19 protein-coding genes are annotated in these 15658 nt (G+C 65.6%); 13 read left to right on the top strand and 6 right to left on the bottom strand.

Annotated features, from left to right (window positions below; genetic code table 11):
* The first annotated feature begins 89 nt into the window (after positions 1-89).
* The 6 genes from BLQ70_RS09885 to BLQ70_RS09860 all read left to right on the top strand — a co-directional run bounded on the left by BLQ70_RS09885 (position 90) and on the right by BLQ70_RS09860 (position 5094).
* Positions 90-560 carry an Lrp/AsnC family transcriptional regulator gene (locus BLQ70_RS09885; RefSeq protein ID WP_091856829.1) on the top strand — a complete coding sequence of 157 codons (471 nt, stop codon included), beginning with the start codon at positions 90-92 and terminating at the stop codon, positions 558-560.
* A gap of 92 nt (positions 561-652) precedes the next feature.
* A complete protein-coding gene (locus BLQ70_RS09880; RefSeq protein ID WP_091856828.1) occupies positions 653-1537 on the top strand; it encodes a tellurite resistance TerB family protein in 885 nt (294 codons plus the stop codon).
* Positions 1538-1756: 219 nt separating this feature from the next.
* The gene (locus BLQ70_RS09875) at positions 1757-2647 is read left to right on the top strand and encodes a UbiA family prenyltransferase (RefSeq protein WP_170843366.1); all 891 of its coding nucleotides are present in this window, start codon (positions 1757-1759) and stop codon (positions 2645-2647) included.
* Positions 2644-3954 (top strand): FAD-binding oxidoreductase, encoded by a 1311-nt coding sequence (locus tag BLQ70_RS25600; RefSeq protein ID WP_170843365.1) that lies wholly within the window; start codon positions 2644-2646, stop codon positions 3952-3954. The genes BLQ70_RS09875 and BLQ70_RS25600 overlap by 4 nt, the downstream gene beginning before the upstream one ends.
* 92 nt (positions 3955-4046) lie before the next feature.
* Positions 4047-4661, top strand: a complete 615-nt coding sequence (locus tag BLQ70_RS09865) for a TlpA family protein disulfide reductase (protein WP_170843364.1) — start codon at positions 4047-4049, stop codon at positions 4659-4661.
* Positions 4662-4794: 133 nt separating this feature from the next.
* Positions 4795-5094, top strand: coding sequence for a hypothetical protein (locus tag BLQ70_RS09860; protein WP_091856825.1), 300 nt, complete (start codon positions 4795-4797; stop codon positions 5092-5094).
* A gap of 87 nt (positions 5095-5181) precedes the next feature.
* Here BLQ70_RS09860 and BLQ70_RS09855 read toward each other — a convergent pair whose 3' ends face one another.
* The 4 genes from BLQ70_RS09855 to BLQ70_RS09845 are packed head-to-tail and all read right to left on the bottom strand — an operon-like array spanning position 5182 to position 8135.
* Entirely contained in the window at positions 5182-6630 is a 1449-nt protein-coding gene (locus BLQ70_RS09855; protein WP_091856824.1) for an aspartate aminotransferase family protein, read from the bottom strand.
* Positions 6627-7631, bottom strand: coding sequence for an NAD-dependent epimerase/dehydratase family protein (locus BLQ70_RS09850; RefSeq protein WP_091856823.1), 1005 nt, complete (start codon positions 7629-7631; stop codon positions 6627-6629). Before BLQ70_RS09850 ends, BLQ70_RS09855 begins: the two co-directional genes overlap by 4 nt.
* A gap of 4 nt (positions 7632-7635) precedes the next feature.
* Positions 7636-7758: a hypothetical protein gene (locus tag BLQ70_RS26135; RefSeq protein WP_274532899.1), complete on the bottom strand. Its 123-nt coding sequence runs from the start codon at positions 7756-7758 to the stop codon at positions 7636-7638.
* An 8-nt stretch (positions 7759-7766) separates the two neighbouring features.
* Positions 7767-8135, bottom strand: a complete 369-nt coding sequence (locus BLQ70_RS09845; protein ID WP_139163512.1) for a DMT family transporter — start codon at positions 8133-8135, stop codon at positions 7767-7769.
* A gap of 207 nt (positions 8136-8342) precedes the next feature.
* Here BLQ70_RS09845 and BLQ70_RS09840 point away from each other — a divergent pair, with 207 nt between their 5' ends.
* From BLQ70_RS09840 to BLQ70_RS09825, 4 genes are all read left to right on the top strand, one after another.
* Positions 8343-8978 carry a hypothetical protein gene (locus BLQ70_RS09840; RefSeq protein ID WP_091857125.1) on the top strand — a complete coding sequence of 212 codons (636 nt, stop codon included), beginning with the start codon at positions 8343-8345 and terminating at the stop codon, positions 8976-8978.
* A gap of 298 nt (positions 8979-9276) precedes the next feature.
* On the top strand, positions 9277-10215 hold the full coding sequence (locus tag BLQ70_RS09835; RefSeq protein ID WP_091857124.1) for an ABC transporter ATP-binding protein: 939 nt from the start codon (positions 9277-9279) through the stop codon (positions 10213-10215).
* Between the two features lie 8 nt (positions 10216-10223).
* Entirely contained in the window at positions 10224-10985 is a 762-nt protein-coding gene (locus tag BLQ70_RS09830) for an ABC transporter permease (RefSeq protein ID WP_061970738.1), read from the top strand.
* A gap of 48 nt (positions 10986-11033) precedes the next feature.
* The gene (locus BLQ70_RS09825) at positions 11034-12656 is read left to right on the top strand and encodes a peptide chain release factor 3 (RefSeq protein WP_091857123.1); all 1623 of its coding nucleotides are present in this window, start codon (positions 11034-11036) and stop codon (positions 12654-12656) included.
* Between the two features lie 113 nt (positions 12657-12769).
* Here the strand turns inward: BLQ70_RS09825 and BLQ70_RS09820 are convergent, their stop codons facing one another.
* Positions 12770-13246: an Lrp/AsnC family transcriptional regulator gene (locus BLQ70_RS09820; RefSeq protein ID WP_091856821.1), complete on the bottom strand. Its 477-nt coding sequence runs from the start codon at positions 13244-13246 to the stop codon at positions 12770-12772.
* A 177-nt stretch (positions 13247-13423) separates the two neighbouring features.
* Here BLQ70_RS09820 and BLQ70_RS09815 point away from each other — a divergent pair, with 177 nt between their 5' ends.
* From BLQ70_RS09815 to BLQ70_RS09805, 3 genes are all read left to right on the top strand, one after another.
* Positions 13424-13945, top strand: coding sequence for a cysteine dioxygenase (locus tag BLQ70_RS09815; RefSeq protein WP_091856820.1), 522 nt, complete (start codon positions 13424-13426; stop codon positions 13943-13945).
* Positions 13946-14021: 76 nt separating this feature from the next.
* The gene (locus BLQ70_RS09810) at positions 14022-14612 is read left to right on the top strand and encodes a glycoside hydrolase family 19 protein (RefSeq protein ID WP_210184271.1); all 591 of its coding nucleotides are present in this window, start codon (positions 14022-14024) and stop codon (positions 14610-14612) included.
* A gap of 158 nt (positions 14613-14770) precedes the next feature.
* The gene (locus BLQ70_RS09805; protein WP_091856819.1) at positions 14771-15280 is read left to right on the top strand and encodes a TspO/MBR family protein; all 510 of its coding nucleotides are present in this window, start codon (positions 14771-14773) and stop codon (positions 15278-15280) included.
* On the opposite strand, the gene BLQ70_RS09800 is transcribed toward BLQ70_RS09805, so the two are convergent.
* On the bottom strand, positions 15277-15651 hold the full coding sequence (locus BLQ70_RS09800; RefSeq protein WP_091856818.1) for a response regulator: 375 nt from the start codon (positions 15649-15651) through the stop codon (positions 15277-15279). The two genes, BLQ70_RS09805 and BLQ70_RS09800, sit on opposite strands and share 4 nt — an antisense overlap.
* Positions 15652-15658: the final 7 nt, after the last annotated feature.

Raw genomic sequence — 15658 nt, 5'->3', positions numbered from 1 at the left:
GCAAAGATCAGGAAAATTCCGTGCAAAATTGCCTCATCAGGAAAATTAGATGCATGATACACGCATAAGAGATACTGAAGGCGCACGACATGGCCACGCTTGACGCACTCGACTGGCGCCTGCTGGACGCTCTCCAGAATGATGCTTCCCTGACCAACGCCGCCTTGGCGGAGACAGTCGGGCTATCGGCGAGCCAGGTGTCGCGTCGACGGCAGCGGCTGGAGCAGGAGGGCGTCATCCGTGGCTACCGGGCGGCGCTGGAACCTTCCGCCGTCGGCCTCGGCGTCATCGTCTTCATCCATGTCGCGCTCGATACGCATTCGCGCGACAATGCCCGCCGCTTCCGGGATCTCGTAAAGCTGACGCCCGCGATTCTCGAAGCCCATGCCTTAACCGGCGAGGCGGATTACCTGCTGAAGGTCGCGGTCGGCGACCTCAAGGCGCTCGCCCGGCTCGTCAACGAAATCCTGATGCCGCATGAAAGCGTCGCCCGCGTGCGCTCCGAGATCGCGCTGGAAACGCTGAAGGAACCGGGAGTTCTGCCGCTGCCGATGACTTGAGCGCGCTGCTGTGCAAACTGGCGCCTTGGTCACGCCGTTTTCATGCGGCGGATCGACTGCGCGGCGCCTCAGCCGCCAACAGGAGAAACCAGATGTTCAATGCCAAATCCCTGCTCGACGCCTTGATCAGCGCCGGCAGCCAGGCCGGCACACAGGCCGGACAGCAGGGCGGCCTTGGCGGCATGCTCGGCGGGCTGGCCGGCCAGATCCAGGGTTCCGGCGGCCTCGGCGGGTTGGCTGGCCAGATCCTGACCCAGGCGACGCAAGGGCTCGGCGACGCGGCGCGCCAGACCGGCGTGCAGCAGGGCGCCGGCGATGCGCTCGGCCGGGTCACCGGCGGCCGGACGCCGGATCAGCTCATCGAGCAGGCCAAGGGCGTGTTCAGCAGCAACCCTGCTTTGGCAACCGCGGTGCTCGGCGGGCTCGGCGCCCTCGTCTTCGGCACCAGCACCGGCCGCTCGGTCGCAGGCTCGGCGGCCAAACTTGGCGGCCTCGCCCTGATCGGCGGCCTCGCCTACAAGGCCTACCAGAACTATCAGGCCGGCAAGCCGCTGCTCAACGCAGCCCAGCAGGAGGTGCTGCCCGCCCCCGCCGGCACCGGCTTCGAGCCGCAGGCCGCGACCGAAGCGACCGCTCTGGTCTTCATCCGCGCGATGATCGCAGCCGCAGCCGCCGACGGCCATATCGATGCGGAAGAGCAGAGCGCCATCCTCGGCGGCCTGAAGGAGGCCGGCCTCGAACAGGAGGCGCATGAGTGGCTGGCGCAGGAGATGGCGAAGCCGGCTTCGATCGACGCGCTGGTCGAGGCGGCCGAGAGCCCCGAGCTCGCCGCACAAATCTATACGGCGGCGCGCATCGCCATCAATCCGGACAATGCCGCCGAGAAGGACTTCCTGGCGGGCCTGGCCGGCTCGCTCGGCCTCGATGCCGAGCTCGTCGCCAATATCGACGCCGCCGCCAGCGCCGCCAAGGTCTGACCGCTTCGGCCGGCGCCCGAGCACGGCGCCGGCCGTCTCCGGCTTTCGCGGACCGCGGAAGCCCGATGTTAAGCATGGCGTTGAAATCACTGCCCGTTTCGACGCCATGTGCACCTGCGCTTAGGAGTTTCCCGCCGATAACGCCCGCGCCGGCTGAGCCGGCAGTCGGGTTCCGCGATGCGGAGGCCGACCCATGTCTTGGGGGAGACGGGCCGAACCATGTCTGTGACCGCGATGATCAGGGCGATGCGGCCGCATCACTGGCTCAAGAACGGCCTGGTCTTCGTCCCGATCCTGCTCAACCACGACGCGTTCGATCCGCACGCGCTCTGGCTCGGCCTGATCGCCTTCGTCGCCTTCAGCCTGATCGCCTCCGCGGTCTATCTCCTCAACGACATCAAGGATGTCGAGGCGGACCGGCGCCATCCCACCAAGTGCAAGCGCCCGCTCGCGGCGGGCGAGATCACGGCGGTGCAGGCCTATGCCGCCGTGCCGGTGCTGCTCGCGGCTGCCTTTTCGACGGCTCTGCTGGTGCCGCAGCCGAAGAACTTCCTCCTCGCGCTGCTGACCTATCTGTTCCTGGCGCTCGCCTACCTGCTCTTCCTCAAGCGCAAGCTCCTTGTCGATGTCCTCGGGCTCGCCGCCATGCACACGCTGCGCATCCTCGCCGGCAATGCCGCCGCCGCCATCCCGATATCCTCCTGGCTGCTGGCCTTCGCGATGTTCCTGTTTCTCAGCCTGGCGCTGGTGAAGCGCTATGCCGAATTGCGCCTCACCCAGGATCAGTCCGGGCTGAAGAAGGCGGGGCGTGGCTATCACGCCGAGGATATCGAGGCGCTGTCGCAGCTCGGCATGGCCTCGGGCTGCACCTGCGCCCTGATCATGGCGCTCTATGTCGACAGCGCCAACGTCAAGCAGCTCTACAGCCAGCCCAAGCTGATCTGGCTGATCTGCCCGATCATCCTCTACCAGATGGCGCGGATCTGGTTCCTGGCCCGTCGCGGCCAGATGCCGGACGATCCGCTGGTCTTCATGATCCGCGACTGGCGCAGCCAGCTCATGGGGCTCGTGGTGGCCCTGATCATGGTCGCCGCGACCTTCCTGCCGTGAGCGCCCCGCTCTCGGACTATCGCTCCTGGGGCGGGCTCGCAGCCCGCGAAAGCCGGATCGTCGACGCGCGCGACTGGCTCGACGCCCCCGCCCGCCACCGCCCCGCCCTCGCCTATGGCAACGGACGCTCCTATGGCGATTCCTGCCTGAACGACGGCGGCACGCTGATCGATGCGCGCGATCTCGACGAGATTCTCGCCTTCGACCGCGAGACCGGCCTCATCACCTGTGGCGCCGGCCTCATGCTCGACCGCCTGCTCGAGATCACTGTGCCGGCCGGCTGGTTTCCGCCGGTCACGCCCGGCACCGCCTTCGTCACCATTGGCGGCGCGCTCGCCAACGACGTCCACGGCAAGAACCATCACAGCGCCGGCACCTTCGGCAGCCATGTCCGGGCCTTCGAGCTGGTGCGCTCGGACGGGCAGCGCCTGATCTGCGCGCCCGACCTCAACAGTGATCTCTTCACAGCAACCATCGGCGGCTTCGGCCTCACCGGCCTGGTGACGCAGGTGACGCTCCGGCTCATGCCGATAGCATCGGCCGAGATGGCGCAGGAGGTCCTGCCCTTCGGCAATCTCGATCGCTTCTTCGAGATCGCCGCCGCATCCGATGCCACGCATGATTACACCGTCGCCTGGATCGACTCGCTCGCCGGCGGACGCGATCTCGGCCGCGGCGTCTTCTTCCGGGCCAACCATGCCCCCGCTTCCGGCATCCCGGCGCCGCGTCCGGCGCGCTCCCTGTCGTTTCCGCTGAAGCCGCCTTTCCCGCTGATCAACCGCATGACGCTGAGCGGGTTCAACTGGCTCTACCGCAACAGCCAGCCACGTGACGGCCTCACCCGCCGGGTGCCCTATCGCCCGTTCTTCTACCCGCTCGACCGCGTCCGCGACTGGAACCGCGCCTATGGTCCGAAGGGCCTGCGGCAATTCCAATGCGCCGTCCCGCTCGACAAGGCCCCCGACACTGTCGCCGAGATGCTGCGACAGACGCTCGCCGCGGGCGAAGCTTCCTTCCTGACGGTGCTGAAGCTCTTCGGCGACAAGCCTTCGCCCGGCCTGATGTCCTTCCCCATGCCAGGCGCCACGCTGACGCTGGATTTCCCCAATCGCGGCGAGCGGACCGAGCAGCTGCTGTCTCGGCTCGACGGCCTCGCGATCGTCGCCGGCGGCCGGGTCAACCCCTACAAGGACGCCCGCATGTCGCCCGCGACCTTCGCGGCATCCTTCCCCCGCTGGCGCGACTTCGCTGCGCATATCGACCCCGGCTTCTCCTCCGATTTCTGGCGGCGGGTCACGACGCAGTAGAGCGGACTGCGACATCACAGCCCGGTGAGGTCAGCACAGCGACGGTTCCCCGACAGGCGGCCGGCTGCTAGCTGCGGCGTATGACTACGCCCGTGAACGATCAGCCGGCACCGTGCCGGAACACCGCCCATTCGCCGACGCGCCGCGAAGCTCTCGCCCTCACCCTGCTCTCCCCCTTTGCCGCGACATCGGCCGCGGCTCGGCAGCCTCCGCGCTTTGCCGGGCCGAGCTCGCAATTCGTGCAGATCGATCCGCCGGAAGAGGCAGGTTCCCTCGTTCTCATCGATCTCTCCGGCAAGACCCGGCCGCTTTCCACCTATCGCGGCAAGGCTGTCCTCCTCAATTTCTGGGCGAGCTGGTGCCCGCCTTGCCGGCGCGAATTGCCGATCCTGCGCCGGCTCCAGGCGAGAGCCGCCCGCGAACCCTTCGTCGTCCTACCCGTCTCGCTCGACAAGTCGGCCGCGACCGTGAGGACCTATCTCGACCGGCTCGGCCTCGCCGACCTCACGACCTTCATCGATGCCGAGGGAATAGTGGCCTCCGGTCCGAAATCGGCAAAGCCGACCCCCTTCCCGCTCTATGGCATGCCGATGACCTATCTGCTCGATCGCGAGGCACGCAGCGTCGGCTACCTCGTTGGCGAAGCGGACTGGACCAGCCCGGAAGGGCTCGAGCTGCTGCGCTTCTACGGGCGGGCAGCGAGCTGATCGCACCGGCTGGCGGGCGGCCTGAAACGCCCCCGAAAAAACTTCTCATCGCCTTTGAACCTGCCCGCCGCCGCCTGCGACCAATGAGCATGGAGAGCGAGACCTTCGCCCTCGCAGCAATCGGGAGACGAGCATGACGACGTTCCGCAAGACCGTGACCGCGACCCTCGCGGCCCTGACCCTGGCCACCACCATGATCGCGTCCGGCGCCGAAGCCCGCCCGCGCTGGGGCTATGGCTACGGCCACCGGGGCTGGGGTGTCGGAGCTGGTGTGGTCGGCGCGCTCGCTGCGGGGGCCATCATCGCCGGCGCCACTCGCCCTTCCTATGGCTACGGCTACTACGCCGCTCCCGCCCGCTCCTGCGACCTGGTCGAGCGCTTCGACCGCTGGGGCAACGTCATCGGCTACCGCCGGGTCTGCGGCTACTACTGAGCTTTCCTGGAAGACCCCTGTTTCGAGACCCCTGACTCAAAAGGCCGGCTTACGCCGGCCTCTTTTTGTTGTTGCTGATCGAACCGGTCAGCCCTTGCCGACCGCGACCTTGCGCAGGTAGCCGGTGACGATGCCGGTGACGCCGCCCGACAGGACAGCCTCGAAGGCCGCGAGGAACTCGTCGCATTGCTCGCGCGTGACGATCAAGGGCGGCTCCAGCCGGATGACGTTGCGGTTGTATTCGGTGAAGGCGACGAGCACGTCGTGCTCCTTCAGGAGCAGCGCCCCGACGAAGCCGCAGAGCGAGCCCTTCAGCTTGTCGTCGAGCAGCGCCACCATGTGCTTCAGCCCGAAGGGCATGGTCTCGCTGATGTCCTGGAACTCGACGCCGATCATCAGGCCGCGACCGCGGATTTCCTTGAGCAGGCTCGGATATTTGGCGCGCAGGCCGTTCAGCTTCTCGATCAGGTAGTCGCCCTGGCGCTGGGCATTGCCCATCAGGTCCTCGTCATAGAGGACGTTGAGGGCCTCGATCGACGAGACGCAGGCCTCGCCCATGCCCCCGAAGGTCGCCTGCGCATGGATCAGCGCGCTCTTCGGCTTGCCATAGGCCTTCATGTAGATCTCGCGACGCGCGATCATCGCGCCCATCGCCGCCTTGGAGCCGCCCAGCGCCTTGGCGAGCGCAGTCACGTCCGGCACCACGCCGTCACGCTCGAAGGCGAAGAACTGGCCGGTGCGGCCGAGACCGCACTGCACCTCGTCGGCGACCCAGAGCACGCCATGCTTGTCGCAGAGCGCGCGCAATTCGCGCCAGAAGCCCTCCGGCGCCTCGACGATGCCGCCGCCGCCCTGGATCGTCTCCATCACGACGATGCCGATCGACGGGTCGCTCTCCAGCGCCTGCCGGACGGCGGCGATGTCGCCGAAGGGCACCTTGACCCGGTTCTCGACCAGCTTGAACTGCGACTGGTAGAGCGTCGAATCCGTGACCGAGAGCACGCCCTTGGTCTTGCCGTGGAACGAGTTCGCGGCGTGCAGGATCTTGGACTTCTCCGGCCCCTGCGCCTGCTCGGCGACCTTCAGCGCCGCCTCCATCGCCTCCGAGCCGGTCGAGCCGAGGAAGACCATGTCGAGATCACCCGGCGCGATGGTGGCGAGGTTCTTCGCCAGCGCGGAAGCATATTGGGACATGAAGGCCATGCAGATCTCATGGCGGTTCTCGTCCTGGAATTTCTGCCGGGCCGCGACGATGCGCGGATGGTTGTGGCCGAAGGCGACCGAGCAGAAGCCGCCGAAGAAATCGAGGATCTTGCGGCCGTCCTTGGTGATGTAATGCATGCCCTCGGCACGATCGACGAGGATCTTGTCGAAGCCGAGCAGCTTCAGGAAGTGAAGCTGGCCGGGATTGATATGGGCTGCGAAGAGCTCCTTCACCTGCGCGGCGTCGAGCTGCTTGGCGGCCTCCACGCTGATGAGCTGCGGCCGGGCGTTCGTCACGGCTATGTCCTCGTTCTTGAAAGCGGGCATGCTCATGCGGCGAGGCTCCTCTCGGCCTGTTTCGGGCCATCCTTGGCCTTGCGGTATTCGGTATAGGCGGCGAGCAGCATGTCCTCGTCGCGGTGCTGCGGCGTCCAGCCAAGCTCGCGCTTGGCCTTCGACGTATCGAGGATGCAGATCTCGTCAGCGATCTTGTACTGCTCGGGGTCCATGATCGGCAGGTTGATCGCGTCGAGCGTGTCGAGCGTCAGCTTCACCAGCGAGGCCGGCGTCGGCAGCAGGATCGATTTCGAGCCGGCATGCTTGATCAGGTCGCCGAGCAGCTTGCGCACCGGCGGCGGATCGTCGGAGCCGAGATTATAGGCCTCGTTCGGGAAGCCCGCCTTCCAGGCCGCGATGCAGGCACTGGCACAGTCGAAGACCGAGATGAACTGGTAGGGGTTACGCCCTGAGCCGATCATCGGCACCGGCAGGTTCATGTCGATCAGCTTGAACAGCTTGACCAGGATGCCGAGCCGGCCCGGCCCGATGATCAGGCGCGGCCGGAAGATCGGGATACGGAAGCCCTTGGCGCGGTATTCGTCGGCAAGCCGCTCGGTCGCGAGCTTGCTCTCGCCGTATTCGCCGAGCGGATGCGCGGGATGGGTCTCGTCCTGCGGCACGCTCACCGAATGGCCGTAGATCATGTCGGTGGTGAAATGGACCAGCCGGTTGGCGCCATTCTTCTCCATCCACGAGAGGATGTTCTGCGTGCCGTGATAATTCACCGGCCAGAAGAAGTCGTGCCGCTCCGCCCGCGTCACGATCGGCGAAAGCATCTTGGCCGAGAGGTTGTAGACGAGGTCATCCGGCGCCAGCGGGATTGCGTCCACGCTCTCGGCCTTGGTGACGTCGATCTTCAGGAACGGCACCTTGGCGTAATGCGCATGGCCGCTCTGGTGGATGTCGGCGACCAGAACCTCCTCGCCCATGGCGGAGAGATCGGCCGCCAGATGCGAGCCGACGAAGCCGTCGCCGCCGATGATGATGTGCTTCATCGGCTCAGCCTCGGTGGTCGACAGGCAGGCGCGGGCGATTGCGCACCGGTACCGGGATCGGCTGCGGCACCACCGGTGGCTCGAACAGGGCGCCGAGGCGCAGGAACAGGCGTACGATCAGGTCCATGATCTCCCTCAGCTTTGTGCAATGAAGATGGTGCCCAGCACGATGAAGCCGATGCCGGCGATACGCATCGCGCTCAGGTCTTCGTGGAAGACAAAATAGGCGTAGGCCGCGACCACGACATAGGCGAGGCTCAGGAACGGGTAGGCGTAGCTGATCTGCACCTTCGAGAGCACGATCAGGTGCGAGGCCATGCTGACGACGAAGGTGCACAGGCCCGCGAAGACGAACGGATTGAACACGACGCGGAAGACCGTCGCGACCAGCCCATCCCCGGCAACGTTCAGCGAGCCGACACCGGTCATGCCGCGCTTCAGCATCAGTTGCGCGGCGGCGTTGGTCAGCACCGTGAACAGGATCAGGGGAAGATAGGCGTTCATGGTGGCGCTTGCCGGCTCCGCATGGCTTTTGTCGCCCACCGGAATGCAGCCGAAAACACTTCAAATACCTTAGGGGCAGGGATCGACTTGATCGTAGCGTTAAGCGGTTCCTGCCGAGATCGCTGAAAAATGCAGATGTTCCTTCCTGCCAGCAATGGACCGGCGGCAGGCTAGGCTCGCACGCGATCCACTCAACGGATGCCGATCATGCCCCTTCCCAATCGCGTCAGGCCCGATGGCTCGCTCTTCGCCGATCCGGCGCGCGGCACCTTCTACGGCAACCGCGGCGGCCGCTTTCACGACCCGACCGCGCATGAGGTTCCGACGCGCATCCAGGCGACACGGCAGTGGCTTTGCTGCGTCCTCTCGTTCAAGGGGCGCAAGCGCAAGGTCTGGGGCCGCGGCTATACCGAATTATTCTTCTGCGACGAGGTGACGGCGCTCGCGGCCGGCCATCGCCCCTGCATGGAATGCCGGCGCCAGGACGCGCTCGCCTATCGCGTGGCGCTGGTGCAGGGCCTCGGCCTTCCAGAGACGCCGCTCTTCCCCGAGATCGACCGCATCCTCGATGCCGATCGCCTCGACGGCCGGACGAAGCGCACGCACCGCCTGCCGGCCGAGCTATTGCCTGATGGCGCAATGCTGCGCTCCGGCGACGGAACCGGTTTCCTGGCATTGCGCGGCGCGTCCGCGCTGCTCTGGTCCCCCAGCGGTTATGTCGACCAGCGCGAGCGGCCGACCGGCCTCGTCACCGTGCTCACCCCGCCTGCCACGCTCGCCGCCATGCAGCACGGCTACCGCCCAGAATGGCACCCGAGCGCCGAAGCTTTTGGCGAAGCCTGACGCCAGGCCGGCAGGAACTTTCCCCCTCGGAAGAGCGTTGCCGCAGCATCATCGTTCCAAACGGGGGCTGAGAAAATGCGTTCCATCGTCCTGTGGCTTGTAGGCGTTCCGATCCCGATCATCATCCTGTTGTGGTTCTTCATGAAGTAGCGTGCGGTTGCGTCGCGTGGAGAAGGCCGGGCCATGCGCCCGGCCTTTTCGTTTCGCGGTGCTTCCCGCCATGAACTGACAGGCGATCATGCTTTCCCCGCATGACCCTGCCATCGTAACCACGCAACGGCTCCCCTATATGCCGCCCATGTCAGACACGTCCTCGCCGATCATCTCGGTCTCCGGCCTCTCGAAAACCTACGATTCCGGCTTCAGCGCGCTGAAATCGATCGATCTAGCCATCAGGCGTGGCGAGATCTTCGCCCTGCTCGGCCCCAACGGCGCTGGCAAGACGACACTGATCAGCATCATCTGCGGCCTGGTCCGGCCGAGCACCGGCACGGTCACGGCCGATGGCAACGATATCGTCAGCGACTACCGCTCCGCCCGTTCGGCCATCGGCCTCGTGCCGCAGGAACTGACGACGGACGCTTTCGAGACGGTGTGGTCGACGGTGAATTTCAGCCGCGGTCTCTTCGGCAAGCCGCGCGATCCCGCCCTGATCGAGCGCATCCTCAAGGACCTCTCGCTCTGGGAGAAGAAGGACAGCCAGATCCGCATGCTCTCGGGCGGCATGAAGCGGCGCGTCATGATCGCCAAGGCGCTCTCGCACGAGCCGCGCATCCTCTTCCTGGACGAGCCGACCGCCGGCGTCGATGTCGAGCTGCGGCAGGACATGTGGCGGATGGTCCGCCGCCTCCGCGACGAGGGCGTCACCATCATCCTGACAACGCATTACATCGAGGAGGCCGAGGAGATGGCCGACCGCGTCGGCGTCATCTCCAAGGGCGAGATCATCCTGGTCGAGGAAAAGGCCGAACTGATGCGCAAGCTCGGCAAGAAGCAGCTCTCCCTCCAGCTCCAGCAGCCGATCGCGGCCGTGCCGGAGGCGCTGGCGAGCTTCGATCTCAGGCTCTCGGCCGCGGGCGACGAGATCGTCTACACCTACGATACCCAGGCCGAGCGCACCGGCATCACCACCTTGCTGCAGGGCCTGGCCGAGGCCGGCATCCGCTTCCGAGACCTCAGCACCAGCCAGAGTTCGCTCGAGGATATCTTCGTGAGCCTGGTCAAGGAGCGCCGCTGATGACCGGCCTGAATCTTCACGCGATCGCCGCGATCTACCGCTTCGAGATGAACCGCACCTGGCGCACCCCGCTCCAGAGCATCGTCTCGCCCGTGCTCTCGACCTCGCTTTATTTCATCGTCTTCGGCGGGGCGATCGGCTCGCGCATGCAATCGGTCGAGGGCGTGCCCTATGGCGCCTTCATCGTGCCCGGCCTGATCATGCTCTCGCTGCTGACGCAGAGCATCGCCAACGCCTCCTTCGCGATCTATTTCCCGAAATTCACCGGCACGATCTACGAACTGCTTTCGGCTCCCGTCGCCTGGTGGGAGGCCGTGATCGCCTATGTCGGCGCCGCCGCGACAAAATCGATCCTGCTCGGGCTGATCATCCTGCTGACGGCCGCCTTCTTCGTGCCGCTCCGGATCGAGCATCCCGCGATGATGCTGCTCTTCCTCGTGCTGACGGCGACAACCTTCAGCCTGTTCGGCTTCATCATCGGCATCTGGGCCGATGGCTTCGAGAAATTGCAGGTCATCCCGCTCTTGATCGTGACGCCGCTCGCCTTCCTCGGCGGCTCCTTCTACTCGATCTCGATGCTCCCGCCCTTCTGGCAGACCGTGACGCTGTTCAACCCGGTGGTCTACCTGATCAGCGGCTTCCGCTGGAGCTTCTACGGGCTCGCCGATGTCAGCCTCGGCATCAGCCTGGGCATGACCCTGTTCTTCCTCGCCGCCTGCATCGCCACCGTCGGCTGGATCTTCAAGACGGGCTACCGGCTGAAGAACTGAACGCGGATCACAATTGACTTCCGCCCCCCTTCCGTCTTCATGCGCGCCATGACCGATCTTTCGACAATTGAAGCGTCCGCGGCCTCCGCCGCGCCGCATGCGCGCCGGCGCACCTTCGCCATCATCTCGCACCCGGACGCGGGCAAGACGACGCTGACCGAGAAGCTGCTCTATTTCGGCGGCGCCATTCAGCTCGCCGGCGAGGTGCGCGCCAAGCAGGGCCGCCGCCAGACCTCCTCGGACTGGATGAAGATCGAGCGTCAGCGCGGCATCTCGGTCGTCACCTCGGTGATGACCTTCGAATATGGCGGGCACGTCTTCAACCTGTTGGACACGCCGGGCCACGAGGACTTCTCGGAAGACACCTACCGCACCCTGACCGCGGTCGACGCCGCCGTCATGGTGATCGACGCCGCCAAGGGCATCGAGGATCGCACCAAGAAGCTGTTCGAGGTCTGCCGTCTCCGCGACATCCCGATCGTCACCTTCATCAACAAGGTCGATCGCGAGACGCGCGATCCCTTCGACCTGATCAACGAGATCGAGACGACGCTGGCGCTCGACGTCGCGCCGATGACCTGGCCGGTCGGTCGCGGCCGCGAATTCACCGGCACCTACGACCTCAAGGCCAATACCTTCCGCCGCAATCAGAAGGGCGACGAGCGCGCCGAGGACCGCCAGGTCTCCGGCTGGGACGACCCACTTTTCGACGAATTGCTGCCGCATGGCGCCGCCGAGACCTGGCGCGAGGAGGTCTTCCTCGCCGCCGAAGGCCTGAAGCCCTTCGACCTTCAGGCTTTCCGCGAGGGCCATCTGACGCCGCTCTATTTCGGCGCGGCGCTCCGCGACTACGGCGTGCGCGACCTGATCGACGCACTCGGTGCCTATGCCCCGAGCCCGCGCGCGCAACCTTCCGACAAGCGCCTGATCGAGGCGGACGAGCCGAAGATGACCGGCTTCGTCTTCAAGATCCAGGCGAACATGGACCCGAACCACCGCGACCGCATCGCCTTCATGCGCATCTGCTCGGGCAAGCTCTCCCGCGGCATGAAGGCCAAGCTCGTCCGCACCGGCAAACCGATGCCGCTCAACGCGCCGCAATTCTTCTTCGCCCGCGACCGTTCGATCGCTGAGGAAGCCTTCGCCGGCGACATCGTCGGCCTGCCGAACCACGGGACGCTACGCATCGGCGACACGCTGACCGAAGGCGAGGACATCGTCTTCAAGGGCGTGCCGAGCTTCGCCCCGGAAATCCTGCGCCGCGTCAAGCTGAAGGACGCGATGAAGGCCAAGAAGCTGCGCGAGGCCCTGCAGCAGATGGCCGAGGAAGGCGTCGTCCAGCTCTTCCTGCCGCATGACGGCGCGCCCGCCATCGTCGGTGTCGTCGGCGCCCTCCAGCTCGACGTGCTCAAGGAGCGCATGGACGTCGAATACTCGCTTCCCGTCGATTTCGAACCCTGCCAGTTCGCGATCGCCCGCTGGGTCTCCGCCGACGACAAGGCGGCGCTGGAGAAATTCGTCGGTCTCAAGCCATCGTCGATGGCCGACGATCTCGACGGCGACCCGGTCTTCATGGCGTCCAGCCAGTTCACGCTGAAATACGATGCCGAGCGCGCGCCCGACATCACCTTCTCGGACGTGAAGGACTACCAGAAGGTCACGAAGGCCTAAGGTTGAGCCCCAAGCGTCATTCTCGGGCGAAGCATAGCTTCGACCCGAGAATCTCGTGACGAGAGAACACTGGTTTCCGAGATGCTCGGGTCAAGCCCGAGCATGACGCGCCTTTATCCCTCCCCCACGAATCCCAGCGGGATCGCCGAGGTCGATTTCAGTTCCTCCATCGCGAACATCGAGGTCACGTCGCTGAGGTCGATGCGCGAGATCAGCTTCTTGTAGAGCGCATCATAGGCGGCGATGTCCGAGACGCAGGCCTTGAGCAGGTAGTCGATCTCGCCGCTCATCCGGTAGAAGTCGACGATCTCCGGAAGGTCCTGCACGGCGGCATGGAAGCGCTCCAGCCATTCCATCGAATGCCGCGCCGTCCGGACAGCGATGAAGACGGTGACGCCGGCCTTGAGCTTGTCGCGGTCGAGCAGGGCGACGCGGCGCTTGATATAGCCGCCCTCCTCCAGCTTCTGCACCCGCCGCCAGCAGGGCGAGGATGAGAGCCCCACCGCCTCCGCGAGTTCAGCCAGCGGCAGGCTCGCATCCTCCTGCAATCGCGCCAGGATGCGCAGATCGAACGCGTCGAGCTTGGCCATGATACCTCGGAGAATCCGGAATCAACTTCCTTCCAAGGAGGTGAAGCCGAGAGAAATTTCCACATATAATTCCATACTGGGCATTATTTTCCAATCGGGGATAAATATTCTCCATCTCCGCAAACCTCTGCCCCCGCCTGTCCCGTATCATTCCCACACTGATCGAAAGGGAATGGCATGCAGGGTTTTCTCAGTGAAGAGCGGCGCGGCGCCGTGTTGCGCAATCTGCGGACCGATGCCGGCACGCTGACGCGCGACTACCTGAGCGCTGCCCGCGAGGTGCTGCAGGAGCTCGTCGCCATGCCCGACCTGGTCCAGCGCCTGCCGCTGGAGCGCAAGCCCGGCTGCTACAGCCGCAACCTGCTCGCGGGCAACGACGCCGTCAGCGTCTGGGCGATCGTCTGGGGCGAAGGCTCGGCGACCTCGATCCACGACCACCATTGCTCCTGCTGCTTCGGCGTCGTCTCCGGCACGGTCACCGAGACCTGGTATCGCGCCATCGACACCAACCGCGCCGTCCAGACCGAGGAGCAGGAGCGCCAGCCGGGCTATGTCGCCTGCATGCTGCCCTCGGGCCCGAACATCCACCGCATGCGCAATTTCGGACCGGGCGAGGCGATCTCGATCCATATCTACGGCTTCGACCACGAGGTCCACGCCTCCTCGATTGAGACCGAATACACCGCCGTCAGCGGCTGAGCTTTTCGCGCCGGCAATCTTATCCCCGGCTTCGTGACAGCGGCGATGATGCCCTCCTCATCGGGAGGGCATTTTCATGTCGATGCGCGCAATCGGAACCTGGATCGGTCTGGACCACACGGCCGAGCCAAGCCTGGCCGTAACCCGCGAACGCCTGCTGCGCCTCGCGCCTCCCGCCAATACGGCGATCGTTGCCGGCATTTCCGAGCGCTTCGATGACCTGGCCGCTGACCACGCGCTTACGACGCGATTGCGCATCTGCCATTTTCTGGCGCAGGCAGCGCACGAAACTGACGGCTTCCGCACGCTCGAGGAATATGGCGGGCCCGCCTATTTCATCCGCAACGAAGGCCGACGCGACCTCGGCAACACGCAGGCCGGCGACGGCATCCGCTACCACGGCCGCGGCATTTTCCAGCTCACCGGCCGGGCGAATTACCGCCACCTCGGTCAGTTGCTCGGCATCGACCTGGAGGCCGAGCCCGAGCGGGCGAAGGAGCCCGAGACTTCGCTGTGCGTCGCCTTCGCCTATTGGACCGAGCGCGCCATCAACGTGGCTGCCGATGCCGACGATAGCGAGCGCGTGACGAAGCTGATCAATGGCGGGCGCAACGGACTGGCGGAGCGCGCGCGCTACCTCGCAAAGGCGAAAGAGATCTGGCTGTGAGGGCGTCATCTCCGCAGCCAGACTGAGCGAGCGGACGCTCCTTACGCCCTGCCCCGGAAAAGTTCCATGAGAAGCGGGAATGTCCGCTGGTGCAGACCGCATGTCTGAAACAGGCACACCGCCTTGCGAGGCGTCCGGCAGCGCCCCATCATCAAATCATGACGACGCTGCCCCAGACCTCGACCGATCATCGCCCGCCTCTCTGGGCGGCGCTCGCCATCGCGATCCTCCCGGTGGTGGCGGCGTCGATCGCCGGCAGCGCCGCGACCGTGCCGCAAATCCCGACCTGGTATGCCGGCCTCGTCAAACCGCCTTTCAACCCGCCGAACTGGATTTTCGCGCCGGTCTGGACAGCGCTCTATGCGCTGATGGCGCTGGCCGCATTCCGCATCCTGCGCCTGCCGGTCGGCACGCCCGGGCGCCGGCGCGCGCTGCTGGTCTATCACCTGCAGCTTCTGTTCAATATCGGCTGGTCCTTCGCCTTCTTCGGCGCCAACAGCCCTGTGGCCGGCTTGGCCGTCATCCTGCCGTTGCTCGTCCTGATCGTGGCGGCGATCGCAGCATTCCGTCCGCTCGACCGCTTGGCCTCCAACCTGCTCTGGCCCTATCTGGCCTGGGTCGCTTTCGCGACGCTGCTCAACGCCTCGATCTGGTGGCTCAACCGCTAGCCGATCGAGCCTTCGATCACCTTCAGCACGGTCGCGCGCAGTTCCGCGATGGTGAAGGGCTTGGCCATCACCTCGGCGACGATCGATTCCAGGCTTTTCGCCCGCTCGCGCTGCTCGGCATAGCCGGTCATCAGCATGATCGTCAGGTCCGGAAACTGCTGCTTGGCCGCGAGCGCCAGTGCGATGCCGTCCATCAGGGGCATGCGGATATCGGTCAGGAGCAGGTCGAAACGGCCCTGCTCGGCAACAAGGATATCGAGCGCCTCGGCTCCGTCCGACGCCGTCAGGCAGCTATGTCCATCGAGACCAAGGCCGCGTGCGACAAGCATGCGCAGCGGCTCCTCGTCGTCGACGACCAGAATACGCGACATGAAGACT

Source organism: Allobosea robiniae, from assembly GCF_900102525.1.
Taxonomy (GTDB): domain Bacteria; phylum Pseudomonadota; class Alphaproteobacteria; order Rhizobiales; family Beijerinckiaceae; genus Allobosea; species Allobosea robiniae.
This window is presented reverse-complemented; position numbering and strand designations above follow the sequence as displayed.